Genomic DNA, 21,478 nt, shown 5'->3' with positions numbered 1-21,478 from the left:
CTTGCCAGCGAAATTCACGGCTACACTGGCGTGCCGTGATGATCACCCTGGACCATGTCAGTAAGAAGTACAAAGCGTCGGCGCGTCCGGCGTTGGAGGACGTCAACGTCAAAATCGACAAGGGTGAATTCGTCTTCCTGATCGGCCCGTCGGGCTCCGGCAAGTCGACGTTCATGCGGCTGCTGCTCGGCGAGGAGAACCCGACCACCGGCGACATCCGGGTGTCGAAGTTCCACGTCAACAAGCTGCGCGGTCGTCACGTGCCGAAGCTGCGTCAGGTGATCGGGACCGTCTTCCAAGACTTTCGCCTGTTGCAGCAGAAGACCGTCTACGAGAACGTCGCCTTCGCCCTGGAGGTGATCGGCAAACGGACCGACGCGATCAACCGCGTGGTGCCCGAGGTGCTGGAAACCGTCGGCTTGTCCGGCAAAGCCAACCGACTGCCACACGAGCTGTCCGGTGGCGAGCAGCAACGCGTCGCAATCGCGCGCGCGTACGTCAACCGGCCCCTGGTGCTGCTGGCCGACGAGCCAACCGGGAATCTCGACCCGGATACCAGTAAGGACATCATGGATTTGTTGGAGCGGATCAACCGCACGGGGACGACGGTGCTGATGGCGACCCACGACCACCACATCGTCGACTCGATGCGTCAGCGCGTCGTTGAGCTGTCGCTGGGACGCCTGGTCCGCGACGAGCAGCGCGGCATCTATGGGATGGACCGCTAAGTGCGCTTTGGCTTCCTATTCAACGAGGTCCTGACCGGGCTGCGTCGCAACGTCACGATGACGGCCGCCATGATCCTCACGACGGCGATCTCCATCGGCCTGTTCGGGGGCGGTCTGCTGGTGGTCCGGTTGGCCGACAACTCGCGGGAGATCTATCTCGACCGGGTCGAGACACAGGTGTTTCTCACCGACGACATCTCCGCCAACGACGCGACGTGCGCGTCTGGCCCGTGTAAAGCGCTGCGGGACAAGATCGATGCTCGACAAGACGTCAAATCGGTGCGCTTTGTCAACCGGCCGGACGCCTACAACGACGCGATCAAGAAGTTTCCGGAGTTCAAGGACGTGGCGGGCAAGGAATCGTTTCCCGCGTCGTTCATCGTCAAATTGAACAACCCTGAACAACATTCGGAGTTCGATGCGGCGATGCAGGGTCAGCCCGGCGTGCGCAGCATCCTCAATGAAAAGGATTTGATCGACCGGTTGTTCGCCGTTTTGGACGGTTTGCGTAATGCGGCGTTCGCCGTCGCCCTGGTGCAGGCCGTCGGGGCGATCCTGCTGATTGCCAACATGGTCCAAGTCGCCGCGTACACGCGGCGCACCGAGATCGGGATCATGCGGCTGGTCGGCGCCAGCCGCTGGTACACCCAGCTGCCGTTCCTGGTGGAGGCGATGCTGGCCGCGGCGATCGGTGTGGCCATCGCGGTCGTCGGCTTGGTCCTGGTGCGGGCGTGGTTCCTGGACAACGCGCTAAGCCAGTTCTATCAAGCGCATTTGATCGCGAAGGTCGACTATGCCGACATCCTCTACATCTCACCGTGGTTGTTCCTGCTCGGCGTGTCGATGGCCGGCCTGACCGCCTACGCGACGCTGCGCCTCTACATCCGGCGGTAGCTGTGGCCAAAGATCCCGGCCGGGCCAAGGCGGCGGGCGGCAAGCGCGGCAGCAAACAGATCATTGCCACCAATCGCAAAGCGCGGCATAACTATTCGATCCTCGAGGAGTTCGAGGCCGGAGTGGCTTTGCAGGGTACAGAGGTGAAAAGCCTGCGCCAGGGCCATGCTTCCCTTGCCGACGCGTTCGCAACCGTCGACGACGGCGAAGTGTGGTTGCGCAACTTGTACATTCCGGAGTATCAGCACGGTAGCTGGACCAACCATGAGCCCCGTCGCAATCGAAAGTTGTTGTTACATAGGGCACAAATTGACCGCCTGGTCGGAAAGATACGAGATGGTAACCTCGCCCTCGTGCCGATGTCTCTGTATTTCTCCGAAGGAAAGGTCAAGGTCGAGCTCGCGTTAGCGCGCGGCAAGCGAGCGCACGACAAACGTCAGGACATGGCCCGCCGCGATGCCCAGCGCGAAGTGGTCCGTGAATTGGGTCGCCGAGCCAAGGGCATGAACTGATCGGGGCCGCTTACGCCCAGCTGTCGGCCGTTACGTACGGCGTCAGCGATTTTGTGGGCGGTGTAGCCGCTCGACGGGTAGCCGCGCTGCGCGTGATGCTGGTGGTCTATCCGATCGAGACAATCTTGCTGGGCGCGCTGGCGCTCGCCGTGGGCGGGCCGGTCGCGGGCGGCGCGGTCTTCTGGGGCTGCCTCTACGGCGTCGGAATGGCCGTCGGAATGTGGGCGTTCTTCGCCGCGCTGGGCGCCGGCCCCATCTCGGTCGTCTCACCGTTGGCGGCGGTCCTCAACGCCGCCGTGCCGGTGGCGGTCGGTGTGGCGCTGGGGGAGCGGCCGGGCCCGGGGGCCTCGGTGGGCGTCGTGCTGGCTCTGGTCGCGGTCATGCTGGTGAGCCGCGAGGCCACTGCCGAAGGTGTCACGCCGTATCGGTTCACCCCTAAGGTCGCGTGGCTGACGCTGCTGGCCGGCTCCGCGATGGGGCTGAACCTGGTCTTTCTCCACCAGGCGCCGCACGCGTGCAAACTTTGGCCGCTGGTGTTCGCCCGGCTCTCGGCCACCGTGGTGATCTTGGTGATGGCCGCGGCCAGCAAGAATCTGCGGGCGCCGCGCGGGAAGCCGCTGAAGTTGGCCTGGGCCGTGGCGGTGCTGGACATCTGCGCCAACGTGACCATGCTGCTGGCGCTGCACACCTGGTTGCTGTCGCTGGCCAGCATCATGATCTCGCTTTACCCGGCGGCCACGGTCGTGCTGGCGATGGTGGTGCTGCGCGAGCGGCTGACCCGCTGGCAGGGGTTCGGCATGGTGATGGCTATGGGGTCCGTGGCCATGATCGCCGCCAGCTGACGGCGGCGCCTGTCGATGAGGTAGCCCATCGGCCTACGATCCGAGCATGGCCGATCGCCCTGTCACCAAGCTTGACAAGTCCGAGGTGCTCGCTGGTTTGTTCGCGGTGTGGGACGACATCACCGCGCTGCTGGACGGGCTGCCGGAAGCGGAATGGCAGGCGGCCAGTCCGCTGCCCGGCTGGGACGTCAAGGCGCTGGTGGCGCACATGATCGGCACCGAATCCTTCCTCGCCGGTGTCCCCGCGCCCCAGCCCGACATCGACGTCTCATCGCTCGAGCACGTCCACAACGACATCGGCGTGATGAACGAGTGCTGGGTGCGTCACCTGGCCGCCGAATCCGGCGCGGACGTCCTCAAACGCTTCAAGGACATCACCGACGACCGGCGCAAGGCGCTGACGGGCATGTCGGCCGAGGAGTGGGACGCCGTGACGCTGACGCCGGTGGGTCCCGAAAGCTACGGGCGGTTCATGCGGGTCCGGGTGTTCGACTGCTGGATGCACGAGCAGGACATCCGCGAGGCGCTGCGGTGGCCGCCGTCCGACGACCAGCTCGTTGGGGCCGCGTCGGCACTCTCGCTCGACGAGATCGCCGGCACGATGGGCTACGTGGTCGGCAAGCGGGCCAAAGCGCCGGAGGGTTCGCGGGTCTTGTTCGAGCTGACCGGCCCGCTTTCCCGCACCATCCGCATCAGCGTCGATGGCCGGGCCCAGCTGGTCGACGACTTCGGCGGCCAGGAGCCGACGGTGACGATTCGGCTGGACGGGTTGCAGTTCACCCGGCTCGCCGGCGGGCGGCCGATGTGCCCGTCCCGGTCGCAGGACATCGACCTCGGCGGCGACAAAGAGGTGGCCGCCCAGGTCGTCGAGCGGCTGAACTTCGTGATCTGATCGCAGCTCGGGACCGGAACATAACTCCGTTGCCGCGCGTTGATAGCGGCGTACCATAGATTGTCCTGCCGAAAATCGGCGGGGATGAGCGATAGACATGGGGCTGAAAGGTTTCGACATCGCGCATCGAATCAAGGGAAGCGTGCCGGTGCAGGCAAGAGACCACCGTAAGCGTCGTTGCAACCATATAAGCGCCGATTCACATCAGCGCGACTACGCTCTCGCTGCCTAAGCGACAGCTAGTCCGTCAGACCGGGAAAGCCCTCGACCCGGAGCCTGGCGTCAGCTAGAGGGATCAACCGATGAGTTCGGTCGCGGGACTCATCGGGACACCAACAGCGACTGGGATCGTCATCCTGGCTGGTTCGCGTGACCGGGAGATCCGAGCAGAGGCATAGCGAACTGCGCACGGAGAAGTCTTGAGGGAATGCCGTTGGACCCGGGTTCGATTCCCGGCAGCTCCACCAAAGGGCCGCAGAGATGCGGCCCTTTTCATGTGCCAACCGATGGCCCTGGATCGAATGCTTCGACCCGGTGCGTCCAATGGACGATCCTTACCTCATCATGAGCAGTAATTCTGGCGCACAGGTGGGATCGGTACGAGTACGAGGAGCGCCCATGCGCGGCGAACGATTGCTTCGACGGATCGCCATCGCCGGTGTAGCGGGCTTGGCGGCATGTAGCAACACGACGACCAACTCCACCACGGGCAGCGGTAACGCATCGATACCCGCAGGGCCGCTGTCGATCACCAGCGAGCCGTTCGGTCAGGTGGGTGAGACGCCCGTGCGCCGCTATACGCTCACCAGCGGGCACGGCGTGAGGGTGCGAATCCTGACCTACGGCGGCATCGTTCAGTCGATCGAGGTCCCGGATCGCACCGGAGGTATGGGCAATGTGGTACTGGGTTTTCCGACCCTGGACGGCTACCTGAACAACACCGGATCCGCCAAGACCTACTTCGGCGCGATCGTCGGCCGCTATGGCAACCGGATCGCCAAGGGGGCATTCTCGTTGAACGGCAACGAGTATCACTTGCCGATAAACAATAACGGCAACAGCCTGCACGGCGGCACCGCGGGTTTCGATACCAAGGTATGGCAGACCGACCAGCAGAACGACAGCGGCAGCGTGGGCTTGAAGCTTCAATATGTCAGTCCCGCAGGCGAAATGGGCTATCCGGGGACGCTGACGACAACCGTCACTTACACCGTGACCGAGAAAAACGAACTGCGCATCAACTACCACGCGACCACCGATGCGCCGACCGTGATCAACCTGACCAACCACAGCTACTTCAACCTGGCGGGTGAGGACACGCGCGACGTGTATGACCAGAAGGTCACCATCCACGCCGACAATTACACGCCGACTGACCCCACTCAGATCCCGACCGGGCAGGTAGCCCCGGTGCGGGGCACACCGTTCGACTTCACCTCGCCGACCGCGATCGGCGCGCACATCACCGCGAACGACCCGCAGCTGTTGCTGGCCCACGGTTACGACCACAACTGGGTGATCAACCGCGGCAACACCACGGGTCTGGTGCTAGCGGCCAGGGCCGAGGACCCGCAGACGGGGCGCACCCTGACCGTCTCCACAACCGAGCCCGGCGTGCAGTTCTACACGTCCAACTTCATCGCGGGCGCGTTCACGGGCGCCAGCGGGCACATCTACCGGCAGGGCGCGGGATTCACGATGGAGACTCAGCACTACCCGGACTCGCCGAATCACCCGAACTTCCCGACCACCACGCTCAACCCGGGCCAGACCTACGATTCGACAACCGTTTTCGCCTTCGGCACCGTATAGGCGCCTGTGCGGGCGCCTATCTGCGATCGGGCCTCACCCGAACCCACCTTTTGCCCACGACCGTGCTGCCGTTCGCCGGCCAACTAAGCATCGGGGCTGTGACCGCGAATGTGGCCGGTAGACGGCGGCGGCAACGTCTACGTCACCGAGTACAAACGGGTGCTGAAGTTGCCTCGCGGGTGATGGCATGCCATGTGGTCGGCCTCGCGCAGGTGGTTTCCGAGCCTCGGGCATCGGACGCTCAGTTCTCAAACTTGAGTCATGATTCGTCTCATTAGATATGGGACGGGAACCTTTGTCGGCGCCTCAGCCCGGCTCCACCACCGTCGACCACCACTTGAACAGCGGGGCCAGATCGTGGCCTTCGGCCCAGGCGAGCATTGGACCGGAGTCTGTCGTCCACAACACGACCGCGTAATCGCCTTCGCCGATGCCGCATGCAACAGTGCCGGCTTGCATACGTCGCCCCGTCGTAGGCGGCGGAAAAAGTGTCCCCTAGGACCGGCGTCGGTGCTCCTACTTGTTACAGCTGCCAACAGGGCGGCGACCACACCAAGGGCAACCACCATGAGCTTTCATCGTCGGACCGGCGCGCCCGGGCCATTAAGGCGGCCCACAGGGTCGTTCCGAAATCGACTTCGAAGCGACGACATGACATGCAAGCCGTGACCGCACGCCCGATTTCTGGTCCGCTCGGCGCGGCTGTCGTTGCAGCGTGGGCGTCGCTGACCGCTGCCTCGTCCCTGCCATCCGCCACCGCGGCTCCCTGCTCCGACGTCGACGTGGTGTTCGCCCGGGGCACATCCGAGCCCCCTGGCGTCGGGGGGGTCGGACAGTCATTTGTTGATTCGTTGCGTCCGCGACTAGGGCGGAGGACCGTCAGCGTGTATCCGGTCAACTACCCCGCCTCCAACAATTTCCGTAGTTCCATCGCTGCCGGTGCCAATGACGCGAGCGCTCATGTCCAGTGGATGGCGGCAAACTGTCCCAGTACCAGGATGGTCCTCGGTGGGTACTCCCAGGGTGCGGCCGTGGTCGACGTCATCACCACGCAGATGCCACCCGGTGTCGCCAATCATGTCGCCGCCGTCGCTGTCTTCGGAAATCCGTCGGCATCGGGCACATTTGCACGGACAATGGCAGCCGGCGCGCTTCCCACCATTGGTCCGCTATACGCCCCGAAAACGATCGACATGTGTATGCCCGGGGATCCGATTTGCACGCGCGGTGTGAGCATGGCACCGCATGGTCAGTACATCCAGTCGGGTATGACAAATCAGGCGGCGACATTCGTCGCGGGCCGGTTGTAGGGACGAATCAGTCGTCTTCGCCGATGCGCTTCGAGACTGAAGCATCTGCAGGTCACAACCAGTTTTGAGGCGATTCGATCCCGGGTAGCTCCACTGAGAATGTGCTGTTCAGAGCGGTAGATGGGGGACGCGCCGCAACTAGGTCAAGACACCTGGGTTGGATTACGCCCGAGGTGAGCGGCTTTAATCGTCATACGACGCGATGTCACGTCGGGCACGCCCGACACCGCAGTACGAAACGCGTTACAGATGAGCGAGGGAGGGGCTCTCATGACCTATCGCCGTCTTGCTTGGGTGCTCGGCGCGGTGGCGGTGGCGGCGGCGGCCATCATTCCCGTCCAGGCCCATGGCGAGCCGCCGACGAAGTGTCTGACCAACACTCCCAAGGGCAAGCAGGTCTACGTGCCCTGCGATCTACTCAACGCCGGCGCCAATTTCCCGCCGGGGCAGCGTTGTCCTCCGCCGCTCGAGCAGTACCCGAAAGATGTGGCGGACTGGTGTGGCGAAGGCCCGGGCCTTGCGAGTACGACACCTACGACTCCTACGACTCCGACAAGTCCCACGACTCCGACGAGCCCGACGAGCCCAACGCGGCCGACGAGTAGTGCGACCTCGACCAGTCCGACCAGTTCTACGACCCCGACGAGTCCTACGAGTTCTGCGACCTCGACGAGTCCCACGACTCCTGCGACCTCGACGAGTCCCACGAGCCGGGCGGCCCCGGCCGATGCAGGGTGACGACATCCACGGCTTCCACCGGCAACTCGCGGTTGATCACCTGTTCGGCGACCACGCACATTTGCGTCCTGGTATTGCGTGAGATTCCGCGGAGCACTGCCAAGGATTGCGCGGCGTCGAGTTTGAAGCGCTCGCCGATGATGTCGGTGGCTTGCGCGATGACTTCTCCGGGCCAGAATTGACTCGAATTGGCGCTGTCGGTCATTGCTTCTAGCCGGCCTGTCCGCAGTCGCCGGGTAATTCCGCAAGTTCGGTGAGCGCCCTGGCCTGTGCCCGCTTCACCGCGGCGAGCATGCGCGCGCTCAGATCCAGGCATTCCCGCTCTCCGACGCCGCCATTGACGGAATATGCGATTTGGCGCACCTGAATAGCGAATTGGGTTAGGTCATCACAAAGTTGTTTCATGGGGCCTTCTGGCTCTGACAGGGCTTCACATAGCCATATATGTCGCGGACGCCCACGTCCAGTCCGACTTAGACCCAATTCCGGACGCCTGCGTCCAGCCGAATTGGGGTAGTAATGCCCTAGATCCTATACCTGCGCAGCGGCTTTGCACTACTGCGTCTGTAGAAATTCCGCTGCGCTCGATTTGCCAGCGGTCAACTCCTGGCGTTCAGTCACCCTCGCCCCAAAGACCCTGTCGCCAGCGTGATTTCGCGCTGCGGTCGCGGAATTCGGGACCAACGGCGGGCAGAGCTGGTCAGTTTCCCGCCTCGATCGCCGCGACTCGTGCGGCCGCTTCGGGTCCGCAGAAGCGCTGAAGGTCCACTCCGCCCGCGGCCAGCAGATCGTCGATGCGGCGTCTCAAGTCACCCGACGAAAGATGGGCGTACAGGTTTCCGCCGGGGCAAGACGTCTGGGCCAGGTCGCGATGGCCGGCCAATGTGGCGGTCGCGACATGAAAATTCTGGGCGGCCCATGCGAACGCGCGAGCCGCCCCCTGAAGCTGCGCCTCCGACACAGGCTCTTGATCGAAGTCTCCTTCGCAGAGGACCAGGAAGTGACCTGTCGTGTCGTAGTCCGTTGCGGTGTCGCCCGCGATCTCGGTGCTCCGAAGTTCGTAGATGTTGCCGTTGCGGTCGACGCCGACGTGATAGGCGATGTCGATCCACCCGTGCTGATCCTGGTGGTAGCGCTGATCCTGTCGGAGGTGCGCTGGGGCATTGCGGTTGTCGCCAAGGACGACGGCCTCATGGTGGAGGGTCATCCGCGTGATGGTGTGGCGCTTCCCTCCGGAACGGGCCGGTCGCGCGCCCCAGGCGTCCCGGCAGAGCAACAACGCCGAACTGGTCGCGGCCAGGCTGACGCCGGTCGCCGACGGCGTGGGATGAGATGTCGAGCACCCGCCGATCAGGGACGCCGCCCCCAGGCTGCCGGCCACCCCCAAAAGCTGGCGACGGCTGAGAACGGCTGGCGGTTCGTGGGTCCGGCCGGGCGCGGGCTCGCACACCGCCCTCACGATACGGGCGTGATGCGGCGGCGCGGGATGCGTTTCGTCGTCCTCTCTTGACGCCGCCAAGATCCGAAAACAAGATCGCAGGTAACGAGATGAGCTCCTCAATGAATCGACCGGTCGCCGCAGGCTTCCGCGGTGCGATGCGTACCGCCATCGCCGCCGGGACTGCCTTCCTCGCGATAACCACGGCTTGTTCGAGGGGCGACGCGGGACGCCCGGTATTGGGTGCAAGCCCGCCCGCTCCCAGACCCGACGTCGCGACCGTCGTCAAACCGCCCGATCCGGCGCCCGCGGTTGATTTCGCAAGGGTCTCCAAGCTGATCAACGGCGCGATTGCGGCAAACAGGTTGCCGGGCGCGGTGGTTGTCGTCGGGCACGGTGGCAAGGTCGTCTTCCACCAGGCCTACGGTTCGCGCAAGCTCGCAGGCGAACCCGGACTGGACGGGTTGCCTGCCCCCGCCGAGCCGATGACCGAGGACACGATCTTCGACCTGGCGTCCTTAACGAAGAGCCTCGCAACGGCGACCGCCGTCATGCAGCTTTACGAGCAGGGCAAGGTTGCCTTCGACGATCCCGTGCAGCAGTACCTGCCGGACTTCAACGCCGCGAACGATCCGCGCCGCGCAAAGGTGACTGTTCGGATGCTCCTTACGCACACCTCCGGCGAAACCGGGGATGTCAACCTGGGAGACCCGTGGGGACTGGACCATGCCGACAAAGGGGAGGGAATTCGCCGTGCGCTCACCACGCCGCTGGAGTCGGGCCCCGGTGCGGGCTTCCGGTATTCCGATATCAACTTCATCCTGCTTGGGGCGCTGATCGAGAAGGTCACCGGCGACGCGCTGGACGCGTACGTTCAGCGACACGTATTCGAGCCGCTCGGCATGGAAGACGCCCGCTACCTTCCCCCGGCGCAAGCGTGTGGTTCGCACACGACGTTGGGCGCTGCGATCGCGTGGGCCCCCGCGCCGCAAGGCCGGACGCCGGACCCCTGTCCCGCAGGTACCTGGAGCATCGGTCTGTTGCCGCGCATCGCACCGACAGCACGTGACGAGGAGGGCCGAGCCGATCCGGTTAGGAATCCCGATCTCGATCATCTGCTTCGGGGCACCGTGCAGGACACGACGGCGCGGCGCATGGGTGGGGTGGCCGGGCATGCGGGGGTGTTCTCGACGGCCCACGATGTCAGCCTCTTTGCGCAGGCATTACTTGACCGGCTCGCGGGCCGTCCCAGCCAATTCCCTTTGGCGCAAACAACTCTCGAGTTGATGACGAGTCCGCAGCAGCCGGGACATACGCTTGCGCAACTCAAGGCGGCCAACGATGCGGCACAAGAAGCCGTCGCAAAACGGCCGAACAAAACGGATTCGCTGCTCGCTCCGCGCTATCCGGCGATCCCGGGGCAGAACCTGCGCGGCTTCGGCTGGGACATCGATACGGGCCAGTCCATGCCGCGAGGCGCGATCTTCCCCATCGGCAGCTTCGGCCACACCGGCTTCACCGGAACCTCGGTCTGGATGGACCCACGCTCGGATACCTACGTCGTGCTGCTCTCGAACTCGATTCACATCCGGGGCAGTCCACCGATCTCGGATCTGCGGGGCGAGGTCGCAACGGCAACGGCGCAGGCCCTGCGTCTCTAGGGCCGCTCGAAGTGTTGGTAGTCGAGCGGACCCGTCCACTCGCCACCCCACCGCCAGCCACGATCTGTGAAGGCGCGCACCGCAGGGTCGCCGTTGTGTAAGAGTCCCGGGTCGCTGCGGCTGCGGTCCAGGTAGGCGGCCGCGTTCTGCGGTTCGAAATAGCCGCTCGCATACAGGCACGGGTTGATGAGCGGGTTGAGATCGATAGCCCGACCGTAGGCGTGCGGAGACCATTCGTTGGTTCCAGGGATGTGTCGGCAGTTGAACGCCGAAGTGTTGTTGTCCTCCATGGACAACTCGTCGTCGGCGCCCGCGTAGTGGTCGACCGTACGCATCTTCTCGACCGGGTAACCGAGCCGCTGAAGCCGCTCGAAGATGGCGATGACCTCCGGTGCCAGGTCTTGATTCACGATCAGCTCACCGCGGTGCACCTGGCCGTCGAAACCGATGTAGCCGACGTTGACCCGTCGCAGTTGCTCCGGCTCGACCGGGCAACCCGGTCGCCAGGTCTCGCCGAGTTCGGCGGCGGTGACCGGCTCGACGCTGTCACCGGGAGCCGCTGATGGCGCATTGGGCGGCGCCGCCGATGGTGGCGGTGTCGCGGACCCTGATGGTGTCGCCGCCGGCGGTCGCTGCGCAGCGGTGCACTGCACCAGCACAAGACAAGCCGCGAGCATTCCGGCCACCGCGGCACCCCGCCGCCCGAAGGGCATCAACTGGAATTGCGTTCTCACCGCTCGCTCCACTGAGAATGGGTTGCTCAGACTGCCAGTGTCTACCGCGCCACAATCACTGGGAGCTTGGCCCTATTGACCACCGACGCACCGACCGAGCCCAGCACCCTGCCGGCGAACCCGCCACGGCCGTGGCTGCCGACCACAAGCAGTTGCGCCTTTTCGGACGCCTCGAGGAGCCAGCGCACCGGCTCGCCAATCTCGATCCTGCGATGGACCCCCACGTCGGGATAGCGGTCATGCCAACCCGCCAGTCGTTCGGCCAGCACCTCTTCCTCCTCGGATAGCCGGGCGTCCCATTTCGCGTCCTGGTACACCGTTCTCGAGGTGGCCGCCCGGGGATCAGCCCAGGCGTGTAAAGCCACTAGGCCCACTCTCCGTCGCGAGGCTTCCTCGAAGGCGATCTCAGTCGCTGCTTCCGATGCCCGCGAGCCGTCGATGCCCACCAGCACCGGCGCCTCCGCCTTGCCGACCTGCGGTTGCTCGCTGGGGATCACGGCGACTGGGCAGTGCGCGTGGTAAACCAACCCCGAACTCACCGAGCCAAGCGCACTGCGGGCACCCAGGGCACCGCGGTGTCCCCGGTCGCCCACCACGACCATCTCCACCTCTTTGGAGAGGGCGACCAGCGTCGGGACGGCGGTCGAATAAAGCACCTTGGTCTCGACCTTCGCCGGACGGCGTGCACCAGCGCTCTCTTCGGCCACCCGGATCGCCGTCTTGATGAGTCCGCGTGCCCGCTGCCCGCGCCCTCGCCTGAAGTCCGTCCGCGCGGCGACCTGGAACCACCCCGGCAAGGGGGCGTCGACGACATGCACCAGGGTCAGCGGCGCATTCCGCAGCGCGGCATCACGAGCCGCCCATCGGACGGCGCCCAGCGCCGCTGCCGAGCCGTCAATGCCTACCAAGATCGCGCCACGTGGTGGCTCCCACATTTCAGCTCGCTTCTGATCCGCCGCCCGCCCATGGGCAGGATCGTCCAGGGCGGTCGCGATTGTCAGGGCCGAAGCGATGCAAGGCGAAGGACCAAAGGCACCGATGCGGCGCGGGTTGATACCCTTCAAACGCGGGCGCACATTTCGAACGTCGGGAATACCTCTCTGGAGGAGTTGATGCGCAGGAGCGCGCCATGACCGATGCCGCCTGGACCCTCTATGCCGAGCAGATGGATGAGGTCGACGGCTGGTTTTTTGAGGCCGACGTCTCGCTGTTCAGCAAGTTGCTCGCCTGCCAGACGGCCGAAGGCATCAAGGGCGACATGCTGGAGATCGGCACCTATCAAGGCAAGTCCGCCATCATGATGGGTTACAGCCTCCGCGACGATGAAGAACTGGTGATCTGCGATTTGTTCGACGCCGTGATGGATCACGCGCACATGTCGCGGATCCCACGCCAGCAGTATTCGGGCCTCGACCAGAAGCAGTTCTTGGCCAACTGGGATCGTTTCCACCCTCGCCGGCCAACGCTTGAAGTCTGCGAATCATCGGAGCTCAACCTTGGAGAACGGTTACTCCGCTTCACCCACGTCGACGGTTGTCACAGCTACCGGTGCGTCGCTAACGACATCAACCTCGCCGTCACGCACACGACCAAGCGGGGCTTGATTGCGATCGACGACTATCGCGGAGTCGAAACCCCCGGAGTGGCCGCAGCCGTTTGGCAGGCTGTCGGCAATGGCTTCTTGTTCCCCTTCGCGGCGACGTTTATGAAGATTTACGCCTGCACGTCGGCGGCCGATCAGAGTTACTGGCTGGAGCGGGTCCGAGATTGTGCTGACATCTGCGCCTTGCCCGACTTTGACTTGCCGTCCTATCGCAGCGTCTCGGCCACGCAACTCGCCGCAGGATCGCCGCGGGACGACAGGCCCGAGTCAGAACCGTTGGGCTGACCGACTTTTCATCGCGGTCCGCGGCGTTTGCCGATCAGCCAGCGCGACACGGACGGCATCTTCCAAGAGATCGGCGGCGGTGGCGGCGCTTTGCGCGGGCGTCGCCATCTGAGCCGCGACCTCACGGGTTCGAGTAACGCAGCGCGGAGTGAGGATGGACCGCAAATCCGCAATCAGCGAATCGAGGGTGGTTTCGATGAAGCGCCGTCCGATGCCGACTTCGAGTTGATTGACCGCGGCTGCCCACATCGGTTGATCGACCGATACGGCAAGGGCCAACGTGGGGATTCCGGCCCGGATGCCTGCGAACGTGGTGCCCGGGCCGCCGTGATGGACGACCGCGCGGCAAGCGGGAAACACGGTTGCGTGGTTCACCGAGTTCACCACCTTTACGTGGTTCGAATCCGGCAGGCCGGCGAGGTCACTCACGCCGCTGCAAATCAACGCCCGCTCGCCTAGCTGCGCACAAGCCGCAGTGATCATGGCGATCACGTCGCGCGGCGATGCGACTCGTGCGCTGCTGCCGAATCCGAAATAGATCGGCGGCGTTCCCGCGGCGATCCACGACGAGACCTCGTCGTCGGCGTCCGTCGGCAGCTCCAATGTCAGCCCACCTACGAAAGGCCGCCGGAACCCGTGACCCGCCCATGCGGCCGCCATTTCGGGGAAGAAGAGTTCGTCGTAGGCCTGGATTTCCAGCGGTTGTCGCGTCGACGGTCCCGTTTGTTCTGGCAGGCCCAATTCCCGGCGCTGGGCGTCTTCAGCGGCTTTGGTTATCTGCGAATGCGCATTGTCTGCGATCGGGTAGATGTGCACGGCAGCTTGCGGAATGTCGTGGTATTCCGCGACATTGGCGGCCAGCCCCTGCTGGCTTGCGTCCGTCAACAGCAGGTCGGCCCCGTCGGCCAGTGAGGTGAGCGCCGCACCCAGCTCCGGCCAGAGTCGAGTGATTCCCTGATAAATCTCCCACGCCATGAGCATCGGGCTCGGCGTTGTGCCGTATTTGAGTTCGATATCGGCGTTCTGCCGCTCCTGGTCTGGGCCGTGTGCGACGGCGGCAAGACCGGCCGACTCGATGAAGCCAATGTAGTTCGGCGGAACCGCCATTCGCACGTCGTGGCCCCTACGCTGCAGTTCCCGACCGATGGCGGCGCATGGCTCGATATCACCCCGAGTTCCCAAGGTTGCCAACACAAATCTCATCGCCGGAGCCCATCGCCCGGTGCCGTGAAGTGTTGTGCAGTGCGGCCGTGGCCCCAAGAACACCGGAAACGAACGGCGGCAATGGGATAACGGCTGCCGTCAGGGGCTTGATGAGCCATCACCCTCCCCTTTGTTGATCGTGGTCGGTGGGGTCGGTTCGTTGCGTGTGGGGCTTCCCCGATGCTAACGCCATCAGCCTGAACGGTCATGCCTCCACGATTCCCCTGAAGTATTCGATAGTTCGCGCGACGCCTTCTTCAAAAGGGACTCGTGGACGCCAGGCGAGCCTGGACTCGGCAAGGCTGATATCCGGTTGGCGCCTCTTGGGGTCGTCGGCCGGCAGGGGCCTAAATACGGTTCCCGACGCCGACCCGGTCAGCTCGCCGATAATGCTCGCTGTCTGCAGGACGGAGAGTTCGGTCGGACTGCCGAGATTCACGGGCCCCGTGAACGAGGGCTCGCTCGCCGCCATCCTCACCAGGCCCTCGATCAGATCGTCGACATAGCAGAAAGAGCGGGTCTGGCTGCCATCCCCGAAGACGGTGATCGGTTCTCCCCGCAGCGCCTGGACGATGAACGAGGGGATGATTCGGCCGTCCTCCACGTCCATCCTCGGGCCGTAGGTATTGAATATGCGGACGACCTTTATCCGCACGTCGTAGCGACGGGCGTACTCGAGCAACAGCGTCTCCGAGACCCGCTTGCCTTCTTCGTAACAGCTCCGCATCCCGAAGCAGTTGACGTTGCCCCAGTAGCTCTCGACCTGAGGATGGATGACGGGATCGCCATAAACCTCGCTGGTGGAAGCTTGGAGAATTGTCGCCTGCTGCTCGCGAGCCAGTTCCAGCAGGTTCCTGGTGCCGACGTAGTTCGTTTCCAGGGTGAACAGCGGATCGCGCTGGTAGGCGCGCGGCGACCCGGGGCAGGCCATGTTGAAGATGACATCCAGCGGACGGACACCGGCCGCGTCTACCGGCCGGGTGATGTCGTGCTCGAAGAAAGAAAATCCCGGGTCTTTCTCGAACCGCCCGATGTTGTCGCGGCTACCGGTGTAGAGGTTGTCGACCCCGACAACCTCGACGCCGTCGCGGCGAAGACGGTCGCACAGATGCGACCCCAAGAACCCGGCGGCGCCCGCAACGAGGGCTCTCACGTTCATTCTCCCTAGTTTCGGCCGGTACCGAAGACGACGGATCGCATGTCCGACTGGAAGCGTCGCGAGACGGCAGATCGTAGGGAGTCTATCCAGATCCGACATCTCGAACGGCGTACGGCGCCGAGGCTCTACCATTGGTGGGCGGGGTCAAGCTTGTCGACCTCCAGGTCATCGAGGTGCCGAGTCGAGGAGAAGTGCCCGTGCAACAGTCGCTTTCACCCCTGTCCGTCACGAGAAAGCTGCTTCTCGCCCTGACGTTCGTCATCGCGTTGATCGCTCCGGCTGCCCTGCCGGGCGCGTTCGCCACGGCGAACGCCGACCCGATCGGCTGGCCGCCGGATTGGCCCTTCTACGAGATGCAGACCGAACAGACCATGTGCAATGCGATGGCGCAGGGCTGGTCGCGCGCGCAGATCGTCGGCGCGATGCAACAGGCGAACAACCAGGCTGTGACCGGGCTGAACCCCGATCAAGCCGCCAGGCGCGCCAACATGTGGGTCGACCTGGGACGAATCAAGTACTGCCCCGGTGCGGTCGCCAGCTGATCGCTAGCCGTCCGGCGACTCCCACCGCCATCAAAGCCGTTGCCATCCGGAGGTATTCGAGCGCGCCGACTTTTCTTGTCGGCAGTCGCGACCTCTAGCAGAGGGCGGCGGAGAACCACCCGCCGGCCACCAGGGCGATGACTAGCGCCGCGGTGGTGTGCCCCGTCGACGCGGCGACGACGATGCCTGTGATCGCAGCGATGAGGGCCAGGACCACGACCACGGCCAGCAGTATCCGGTGCGAATGGATCGCCCCGCTGGGACGGGGCGCGACGACAACGTGCTTGCTCGAGCCATGGGCTGCGGCCATTGAAGCTCCTACCAAGTTGTGACCTGGGATACAGCATCAGCATAAATGTGCGGTGAGTCACAAACAAACTGTTGGCGCTGCGCGCCTGTTCGCGCAGAGCTCAGTTAGCCGCCCTCACGTCCCGGGTATCCGCACGGACATGGGGTGGGTCACATCGCACGCGGTCGCGATCGTCTCGGCATTGCTGTCGGCGTTCTGGGCCGCGGTCGGAATCGTCGTTCGGCAGCGAGCCGCCCAGGACGTTCCGGCTGATGAGGGCATGTCGGGAACGATGGTGACGACCCTGGCGGCGCGACCGCTGTGGTGGGCGGGCACCGTCGCCGCCGTCGCCGGCTACGTGTTTCAGGCGGTGGCGCTGGCGCACGGATCCCTGCTGCTCATCCAGCCGCTGCTGGTTTCGTCGCTGTTGTTCGCGTTGCCCTTGAGCGCGCGGCTCTGCCATCAACGCATCAGCGCGGTCCAGTGGGGCTGGGCGACGCTGTTGACGGGCGCGCTAACGGTTTTCGTGCTCGTCGGTCAGCCGCGCGAAGGCCATGTCCGCCCTGCGGTACCGGCGTGGACACTGGCGTTGTTGGTGACGGTGCCGTTGCTGGTGGTCTGCGTTACGGCGGCCGGTCGCGTCGTCGGTCGTGCGCGCGCCATGCTGCTGGGCGTGGCCGTGGCGGTCATGCTCGGCATGATCGCGGTGCTGACGAAGATCTGCACGCACCGCTACGCCGTCGGCGGCTGGCATGCGCTCCTCACCGTCCCGGCTCCGTACGTTCTGGTCGGCCTAGCGGTCGCGGTAACGGTGGTGCAGAACTCGGCCTTTCATGCCGGCGCGTTGCAGGCGTCGGTACCGATCATGTTGGTCGGGGAGCCGGTTGTCGCGGTCGTGCTCGGCATGGGGGTGCTCGGTGAACACCTGGCGGTGGGCCGCTCGGCGGCGCTGGCACTGGCAGTCGCCGTCTGGGGCATGGTGGCCGCCGCGATCGCGCTGAGCCGCAGCCAGGCGGTCGAAGTGGGCAGCCCGCGACAGCCCACGCCCGCCGATGCCGCGCGGTTGGCCGGTGTCAGCGGACGACGGGAGTAGGACCTACGAATCGGCTTCCAACAGCCGGAGCGGGTGCAGACCGTCGACCGCGCCGACGAACGGTGGGTGGATGCTGTAGCCGAGCATGCGGCGAATGTCGTCGGACACCGAGCGGGCGATGTCGCGCGATATCGACAACGTGAAGGCTTCCATCGGGCGCAGCCACGGTTGGCAGTACTGGGCGGTGACGGCAAGGCGGTCGCGACCGGTGTTGTTGGCGCCACCGCCGTGCCACAGGGTGCCCACGAAGAAGACGCACGAGCCGGCGGGCATGACGACCGGCATCGCCTGATCGTCGGGCCCCGGCCGGCGCTTACCCCAGCGGTGGCTGCCGGGGTAGAGCACCGTGGCCCCGTTGTCGGCGGTGAAGTCGTCGATGGCCCAGATCGTCGCCGCCGCAAGAGGTTCTCGCGGACGCGGGATCGGGTAGAACCCATCGTCGTGGTGTGCCAGCTGGGCGGCCTCTCCGGGCTGAATGTTGATGGCCTGCAACGCAGAAAGCAGGTAGTTGGGCATCAGCAACCGATCCAGCACCGCCAGCACCCGGGGATTGCCGACGAGCCCGTCGCACACCCGCGTCCGGCTCAGCAGGCTGTAGATGCGCTGAGTGCTCCGCCCCTCGAACGAGTTACGCCCGGTGTGCCCGAGCCAAGGCCGCACGACCTCGCGGATCTGCTCGCACTGCTCCGGTGTGAGCAGGTCCGTCCAAATGACGTAGCCGTCGCGGTCGAGGGCCGCCATGTCGGCGTCGACGATCGCGCTGTCGACGGAGCCTCCACCGCTCGCCGTCCGCTTGTACCGCTGCGCCAGATCGCCTCTGAGGTCTTCCAGCGTCGTGACGGATTCGTCATCGATGTTCATTGGCACTCGTCCTTCATCCCGTCAACCACACTAAGCCGAGTTCGCGGGGGCGGACAGGACAATTCGCGCCGTCTGTACGAGGATGATGCGGTGCGGGTGCTTCTCTTGCTGGCGAGCTTCGCCGCCGCCATTGGTGCGGCCACGCCCGCGCAGGCGGACCCGGCCGGCAACCCCGACGCGAGCTTCTTGGCGGCGCTCGATCAGGCCGGCGTTCCCTACAAGAACGGCGCCGTCGCCATTCAGGTCGGGAAGAAGGCCTGCGAGCTGATGGACCAGGGTCACTCCAAAGCCGCGGTCATCCAGAGTGTGTCCTCGGAAAACGCGGGCTTCACCGTGTCGCAAGCCACCAGTTTCACGACCAGTGCGGTGAATGCCTACTGCCCCCAACACATCGGGGAACCGAACACCGAGCCGCCGCCTCGCTCGCCCGACATCTGGATGATTCCCTGGATTCCGTTCCCACCACCGGGGGCTGCTTAGAAAAGCTGCCGGGGCTGGCATGCCTGAGCCCGACCGACCAAGATGTAGACGGTGTGGCCTGACTGGTGGATGATCGCGATCGGCATCGTCAGTGCGTTCGCGGTGATCTGGCTGGCTCTGGCGGTCACCTTCTGGTTGACGCGACCCCAGGTCAAAATGCAGGACCTGGTGCGCCTCCTGCCCGACGTGCTCCGGCTGCTGAAACGCCTCGCCGCGGATACCGACCTGCCGCGGCGGATCCGAATCGCATTGGTCGCACTGATCGCCTTTGTCGTGTCGCCCATCGACCTGATACCCGACGCCATCCCCGTCATCGGATTCGCCGACGATGTGATCATCGTTGGTCTGGTGTTGCGCTGGATCAGCCGCACAGCGGGACCCGGTGCACTTGCCAAGCACTGGCCCGGCACGCCCGACGGCCTCGCCACCCTGTGCAAGCTGTGCCGCCTGCCCGACCCCGCGCTCGATTGACCGGCAATCTAGGAGGCTGCGGTGATGGACGTACTTCGGCGCAGCATGCGATACAAGGTCAGGGTCGGCGCACTGATCGAATTGGCGTTGTGGCTGGCGATCCCGTACCTGTGTATCGGGTTCGTGTGGACCCTTTTTCACGCTGAGGAGGCTCGACTGATACAGAGCCGGGTGGAGGCCGTGTTCCCCACCGGAGCCGACGCCCTGGCCTTCGGCTTGACCACGGCGCTGTGGCCGGCCTCCATACAAATCGCCCACGCCTGCCCCGAGCCGTGACGGGCTCTTGGGGCGAAGCCGTGCGCAGGAACGCGGTTTGCTCCTAGGCTGCCGAGCATGTCAATTGACCGAGCTGCACTTCTCGCGGGCAGCATCCGACTCACCTCCGGCGTATGGTTCCTCGTCGACCCCTTGAGCGCAAACCGGTTCTGGGGAGATCCCGGGGAGCCGGCGCCGACCGCTCGACTGTTGTTGCGGTCCATGGGATATCGCGACGCGTTGATCGGTGGCATGCTCGCGGCGGCGGCGTTGCGCGGCAAGAACACCCGCGGCTGGTTCCTGGCATCCGGCGGCGCCGACGCGGCCGACCTGCTCGGCGGCATCAGTGTCCACGATGAGCTGAAACCCTCGCAACGGATCATCGGCTTGGGCGGCGCCGTCGTCGGCGTCGGCGTCGGGCTATGGGGCGCGGCCCGATCGCAGTCACGCGGTCGCCGGAACGAGCCCGATGCGGTTGACTGAGACCATGGGCGTAGGCGTACTGACATTCGTAACCGATGAGGGCATTGGCCCGATGGAGCTGAGCCAGGCGCTCGAGCAGCGTGGATTCGAGTCGCTGTTCCTCGCCGAGCACACGCACATCCCGGCGGGCGACGTAACCCCCTATCCGGCCGGGGGTCCCATCCCGCCGAAGTACTACCGCACCCTGGATCCGTTCGTTGCGCTGACCGCCGCGGCCGCCGTGACCGAGCGGCTGGTCCTGGGCACCGGCATCGCGCTGGTGCCCCAGCGCGATCCGATTCACACGGCCAAAGAAGTGGCGTCGCTGGATCTGGTGTCGCGAGGACGATTCCGGTTCGGTGTCGGGGTGGGCTGGCTGCGCGAAGAAATCGCCAACCACGGTGTCGATCCGGGCGTTCGAGGGCGAGTGGTCGACGAACGGCTGGGCGCGATGGTCGAGATCTGGACGCACGAAAAGGCGGAATTCCACGGCGAATTCGTAGACTTTGGCCCTATCTACAGTTGGCCTAAGCCTATGCAGAAGCCCTATCCGCCGATGTACTTCGGCGGCGGACCCGCCGGCTTCAAACGCATCGCCAGGCTGCATGCCGGGTGGCTATCGATGACACCGTCGGCGCGGGCCCTGGCGCCGCAACTGGAGCAACTGCGCGGCATGGCAGGTCAGGACGTACCAGTGATCAGCTTTCACGGCGGCGCGCCGACGGCAGAGGAGCTCGAGGGCTACCGCGCTCTCGGGGTGCAGCACCTGTTGGTGGAGCTGCCCACCGAGCCTCGCGACGAAACCCTTCGGCGCCTCGATGAGCTGCAGGCTGAGTTCGCGAATCTCATGTAAAGCTAAGTGCCGCAGAACGTTTGGTACTTACCGAAGTCCTCAGGGGCTGGATTGGCATAACGTTCCAGGCCCGCGCGCTCGTCATAGGGTGCGGTGACCGCGGCGAGGAGCTGGTCGAGTGGGCCGAGGTCGCCCGCCGTGGCGGCTGTCAGGGCTTCCTCGACCAGGTGGTTGCGCGGAATGTAGATCGGGTTGGCCCGCTCCATGGCGTCGGCATCGGGGCGCAGGGTTTGCCACCGCGACAGCCACGCGTCGAACCCGGCGAGGTCGATGAACAAGCCGCGCGCCGGTTCGGCATCGCCTCGTGCCGCGCGGCCGAGGTGGCGGAAAAACGACGTGTAGTCGACGTGGCTGTCCTTGA

At 65.0% G+C, this 21,478-nt stretch carries 26 protein-coding genes, 1 other RNA gene and 1 pseudogene; 17 read left to right on the top strand and 11 right to left on the bottom strand.

The window, feature by feature from the left end; genetic code table 11:
* Positions 1-38: 38 nt before the first annotated feature.
* From ftsE to A5709_RS01415, 7 genes are all read left to right on the top strand, one after another.
* Positions 39-728 carry a cell division ATP-binding protein FtsE gene (gene ftsE / locus A5709_RS01445; RefSeq protein WP_066952188.1) on the top strand — a complete coding sequence of 230 codons (690 nt, stop codon included), beginning with the start codon at positions 39-41 and terminating at the stop codon, positions 726-728.
* Positions 729-1,622: a permease-like cell division protein FtsX gene (gene ftsX / locus A5709_RS01440; RefSeq protein WP_067946374.1), complete on the top strand. Its 894-nt coding sequence runs from the start codon at positions 729-731 to the stop codon at positions 1,620-1,622. It begins immediately after the preceding gene.
* 2 nt (positions 1,623-1,624) lie between these two features.
* Positions 1,625-2,134: an SsrA-binding protein SmpB gene (gene smpB, locus A5709_RS01435; protein WP_067946377.1), complete on the top strand. Its 510-nt coding sequence runs from the start codon at positions 1,625-1,627 to the stop codon at positions 2,132-2,134.
* Between the two features lie 92 nt (positions 2,135-2,226).
* Positions 2,227-2,976 (top strand): EamA family transporter, encoded by a 750-nt coding sequence (locus A5709_RS01430; protein WP_197520058.1) that lies wholly within the window; start codon positions 2,227-2,229, stop codon positions 2,974-2,976.
* Positions 2,977-3,022: 46 nt separating this feature from the next.
* The gene (locus tag A5709_RS01425) at positions 3,023-3,868 is read left to right on the top strand and encodes a maleylpyruvate isomerase family mycothiol-dependent enzyme (RefSeq protein ID WP_068011246.1); all 846 of its coding nucleotides are present in this window, start codon (positions 3,023-3,025) and stop codon (positions 3,866-3,868) included.
* A 99-nt stretch (positions 3,869-3,967) separates the two neighbouring features.
* Positions 3,968-4,335: a transfer-messenger RNA gene (gene ssrA, locus A5709_RS01420) on the top strand.
* Between the two features lie 151 nt (positions 4,336-4,486).
* Complete coding sequence (locus tag A5709_RS01415; protein ID WP_068117441.1) at positions 4,487-5,680, top strand: aldose epimerase family protein; 1,194 nt, start codon at positions 4,487-4,489, stop codon at positions 5,678-5,680.
* A gap of 306 nt (positions 5,681-5,986) precedes the next feature.
* On the opposite strand, the gene A5709_RS27870 is transcribed toward A5709_RS01415, so the two are convergent.
* Positions 5,987-6,139 (bottom strand): hypothetical protein, encoded by a 153-nt coding sequence (locus A5709_RS27870; protein WP_156767938.1) that lies wholly within the window; start codon positions 6,137-6,139, stop codon positions 5,987-5,989.
* Positions 6,140-6,345: 206 nt separating this feature from the next.
* Here A5709_RS27870 and A5709_RS01410 point away from each other — a divergent pair, with 206 nt between their 5' ends.
* The gene (locus A5709_RS01410) at positions 6,346-6,990 is read left to right on the top strand and encodes a cutinase family protein (protein WP_068117472.1); all 645 of its coding nucleotides are present in this window, start codon (positions 6,346-6,348) and stop codon (positions 6,988-6,990) included.
* 649 nt (positions 6,991-7,639) lie between these two features.
* Here the strand turns inward: A5709_RS01410 and A5709_RS01405 are convergent.
* The 3 genes from A5709_RS01405 to A5709_RS01400 all read right to left on the bottom strand — a co-directional run bounded on the left by A5709_RS01405 (position 7,640) and on the right by A5709_RS01400 (position 9,178).
* Positions 7,640-7,933: an ANTAR domain-containing protein gene (locus A5709_RS01405; RefSeq protein WP_068117438.1), complete on the bottom strand. Its 294-nt coding sequence runs from the start codon at positions 7,931-7,933 to the stop codon at positions 7,640-7,642.
* A 5-nt stretch (positions 7,934-7,938) separates the two neighbouring features.
* Entirely contained in the window at positions 7,939-8,091 is a 153-nt protein-coding gene (locus A5709_RS27865) for a hypothetical protein (protein ID WP_156673310.1), read from the bottom strand.
* A 337-nt stretch (positions 8,092-8,428) separates the two neighbouring features.
* The gene (locus A5709_RS01400; protein WP_231986823.1) at positions 8,429-9,178 is read right to left on the bottom strand and encodes a peptidoglycan recognition family protein; all 750 of its coding nucleotides are present in this window, start codon (positions 9,176-9,178) and stop codon (positions 8,429-8,431) included.
* A gap of 146 nt (positions 9,179-9,324) precedes the next feature.
* Here A5709_RS01400 and A5709_RS01395 point away from each other — a divergent pair, with 146 nt between their 5' ends.
* On the top strand, positions 9,325-10,827 hold the full coding sequence (locus A5709_RS01395; RefSeq protein WP_082973741.1) for a serine hydrolase domain-containing protein: 1,503 nt from the start codon (positions 9,325-9,327) through the stop codon (positions 10,825-10,827).
* Here A5709_RS01395 and A5709_RS01390 read toward each other — a convergent pair.
* Together A5709_RS01390 and A5709_RS01385 are read right to left on the bottom strand one after the other, a co-directional pair.
* Complete coding sequence (locus A5709_RS01390; protein ID WP_068117470.1) at positions 10,824-11,540, bottom strand: M15 family metallopeptidase; 717 nt, start codon at positions 11,538-11,540, stop codon at positions 10,824-10,826. The two genes, A5709_RS01395 and A5709_RS01390, sit on opposite strands and share 4 nt — an antisense overlap.
* A 62-nt stretch (positions 11,541-11,602) precedes the next feature.
* The gene (locus A5709_RS01385; RefSeq protein ID WP_067950038.1) at positions 11,603-12,496 is read right to left on the bottom strand and encodes a universal stress protein; all 894 of its coding nucleotides are present in this window, start codon (positions 12,494-12,496) and stop codon (positions 11,603-11,605) included.
* 194 nt (positions 12,497-12,690) lie between these two features.
* On the opposite strand from A5709_RS01385, the gene A5709_RS01380 reads away from it, so the two are divergent.
* Positions 12,691-13,449, top strand: coding sequence for a class I SAM-dependent methyltransferase (locus tag A5709_RS01380; protein ID WP_067950040.1), 759 nt, complete (start codon positions 12,691-12,693; stop codon positions 13,447-13,449).
* On the opposite strand, the gene A5709_RS01375 is transcribed toward A5709_RS01380, so the two are convergent.
* Positions 13,432-14,652: a glycosyltransferase gene (locus A5709_RS01375; RefSeq protein WP_068117434.1), complete on the bottom strand. Its 1,221-nt coding sequence runs from the start codon at positions 14,650-14,652 to the stop codon at positions 13,432-13,434. The two genes, A5709_RS01380 and A5709_RS01375, sit on opposite strands and share 18 nt — an antisense overlap.
* Before the next feature lie 205 nt (positions 14,653-14,857).
* A complete protein-coding gene (locus A5709_RS01370; protein WP_068117431.1) occupies positions 14,858-15,811 on the bottom strand; it encodes a UDP-glucuronic acid decarboxylase family protein in 954 nt (317 codons plus the stop codon).
* A 134-nt stretch (positions 15,812-15,945) separates the two neighbouring features.
* Between A5709_RS01370 and A5709_RS01365 the strand changes: the two genes are divergently transcribed.
* On the top strand, positions 15,946-16,353 hold the full coding sequence (locus A5709_RS01365) for a hypothetical protein (protein WP_231986819.1): 408 nt from the start codon (positions 15,946-15,948) through the stop codon (positions 16,351-16,353).
* Positions 16,354-16,447: 94 nt separating this feature from the next.
* Here the strand turns inward: A5709_RS01365 and A5709_RS01360 are convergent, their stop codons facing one another.
* On the bottom strand, positions 16,448-16,663 hold the full coding sequence (locus A5709_RS01360; RefSeq protein ID WP_067950044.1) for a hypothetical protein: 216 nt from the start codon (positions 16,661-16,663) through the stop codon (positions 16,448-16,450).
* Between the two features lie 139 nt (positions 16,664-16,802).
* Here A5709_RS01360 and A5709_RS01355 point away from each other — a divergent pair, with 139 nt between their 5' ends.
* Positions 16,803-17,735, top strand: a complete 933-nt coding sequence (locus tag A5709_RS01355) for a DMT family transporter (RefSeq protein WP_068117428.1) — start codon at positions 16,803-16,805, stop codon at positions 17,733-17,735.
* A 3-nt stretch (positions 17,736-17,738) separates the two neighbouring features.
* Here the strand turns inward: A5709_RS01355 and A5709_RS01350 are convergent, their stop codons facing one another.
* Positions 17,739-18,596 (bottom strand): phytanoyl-CoA dioxygenase family protein, encoded by an 858-nt coding sequence (locus tag A5709_RS01350; protein ID WP_067950048.1) that lies wholly within the window; start codon positions 18,594-18,596, stop codon positions 17,739-17,741.
* Positions 18,597-18,686: 90 nt separating this feature from the next.
* Between A5709_RS01350 and A5709_RS01345 the strand changes: the two genes are divergently transcribed.
* The 5 genes from A5709_RS01345 (at position 18,687) to A5709_RS01325 (ending at position 21,117) form a co-directional block, all read left to right on the top strand.
* Entirely contained in the window at positions 18,687-19,076 is a 390-nt protein-coding gene (locus tag A5709_RS01345; RefSeq protein ID WP_067950050.1) for a DUF732 domain-containing protein, read from the top strand.
* 69 nt (positions 19,077-19,145) lie between these two features.
* Complete coding sequence (locus A5709_RS01340; protein WP_231972074.1) at positions 19,146-19,547, top strand: YkvA family protein; 402 nt, start codon at positions 19,146-19,148, stop codon at positions 19,545-19,547.
* 24 nt (positions 19,548-19,571) lie between these two features.
* A complete protein-coding gene (locus A5709_RS01335; protein ID WP_067950054.1) occupies positions 19,572-19,823 on the top strand; it encodes a hypothetical protein in 252 nt (83 codons plus the stop codon).
* 57 nt (positions 19,824-19,880) lie between these two features.
* On the top strand, positions 19,881-20,285 hold the full coding sequence (locus A5709_RS01330; protein ID WP_067950056.1) for a DUF4267 domain-containing protein: 405 nt from the start codon (positions 19,881-19,883) through the stop codon (positions 20,283-20,285).
* Between the two features lie 4 nt (positions 20,286-20,289).
* The gene (locus A5709_RS01325; protein WP_068117425.1) at positions 20,290-21,117 is read left to right on the top strand and encodes an LLM class F420-dependent oxidoreductase; all 828 of its coding nucleotides are present in this window, start codon (positions 20,290-20,292) and stop codon (positions 21,115-21,117) included.
* Between the two features lie 2 nt (positions 21,118-21,119).
* Here A5709_RS01325 and A5709_RS01320 read toward each other — a convergent pair.
* Positions 21,120-21,478: pseudogene (locus tag A5709_RS01320) on the bottom strand (hypothetical protein); the annotation flags it as partial.

It is taken from the genome of Mycobacterium sp. E1386 (assembly GCF_001672745.1).
Lineage (GTDB): Bacteria > Actinomycetota > Actinomycetes > Mycobacteriales > Mycobacteriaceae > Mycobacterium.
The sequence above is the reverse complement of the archived record's forward strand: the minus strand, read 5'-3'. Positions and strand labels throughout refer to the sequence as shown.

Bases quoted from the DNA above. Each gene is read 5' to 3' on its own strand.
- ftsE (WP_066952188.1), top strand. From the start codon at position 39: ATGATCACCCTGGACCATGTCAGTAAGAAGTACAAAGCGTCGGCGCGT.
- A5709_RS01425 (WP_068011246.1), top strand. From the start codon at position 3,023: ATGGCCGATCGCCCTGTCACCAAGCTTGACAAGTCCGAGGTGCTCGCT.
- A5709_RS01415 (WP_068117441.1), top strand. From the start codon at position 4,487: ATGCGCGGCGAACGATTGCTTCGACGGATCGCCATCGCCGGTGTAGCG.
- A5709_RS27870 (WP_156767938.1), bottom strand. From the start codon at position 6,139: ATGCAAGCCGGCACTGTTGCATGCGGCATCGGCGAAGGCGATTACGCG.
- A5709_RS01405 (WP_068117438.1), bottom strand. From the start codon at position 7,933: ATGACCGACAGCGCCAATTCGAGTCAATTCTGGCCCGGAGAAGTCATC.
- A5709_RS01395 (WP_082973741.1), top strand. From the start codon at position 9,325: ATGCGTACCGCCATCGCCGCCGGGACTGCCTTCCTCGCGATAACCACG.
- A5709_RS01390 (WP_068117470.1), bottom strand. From the start codon at position 11,540: ATGCCCTTCGGGCGGCGGGGTGCCGCGGTGGCCGGAATGCTCGCGGCT.
- A5709_RS01385 (WP_067950038.1), bottom strand. From the start codon at position 12,496: ATGTGGGAGCCACCACGTGGCGCGATCTTGGTAGGCATTGACGGCTCG.
- A5709_RS01380 (WP_067950040.1), top strand. From the start codon at position 12,691: ATGACCGATGCCGCCTGGACCCTCTATGCCGAGCAGATGGATGAGGTC.
- A5709_RS01375 (WP_068117434.1), bottom strand. From the start codon at position 14,652: ATGAGATTTGTGTTGGCAACCTTGGGAACTCGGGGTGATATCGAGCCA.
- A5709_RS01370 (WP_068117431.1), bottom strand. From the start codon at position 15,811: ATGAACGTGAGAGCCCTCGTTGCGGGCGCCGCCGGGTTCTTGGGGTCG.
- A5709_RS01360 (WP_067950044.1), bottom strand. From the start codon at position 16,663: ATGGCCGCAGCCCATGGCTCGAGCAAGCACGTTGTCGTCGCGCCCCGT.
- A5709_RS01355 (WP_068117428.1), top strand. From the start codon at position 16,803: ATGGGGTGGGTCACATCGCACGCGGTCGCGATCGTCTCGGCATTGCTG.
- A5709_RS01350 (WP_067950048.1), bottom strand. From the start codon at position 18,596: ATGAACATCGATGACGAATCCGTCACGACGCTGGAAGACCTCAGAGGC.
- A5709_RS01340 (WP_231972074.1), top strand. From the start codon at position 19,146: ATGATCGCGATCGGCATCGTCAGTGCGTTCGCGGTGATCTGGCTGGCT.
- A5709_RS01335 (WP_067950054.1), top strand. From the start codon at position 19,572: ATGGACGTACTTCGGCGCAGCATGCGATACAAGGTCAGGGTCGGCGCA.
- A5709_RS01330 (WP_067950056.1), top strand. From the start codon at position 19,881: ATGTCAATTGACCGAGCTGCACTTCTCGCGGGCAGCATCCGACTCACC.
- A5709_RS01325 (WP_068117425.1), top strand. From the start codon at position 20,290: ATGGGCGTAGGCGTACTGACATTCGTAACCGATGAGGGCATTGGCCCG.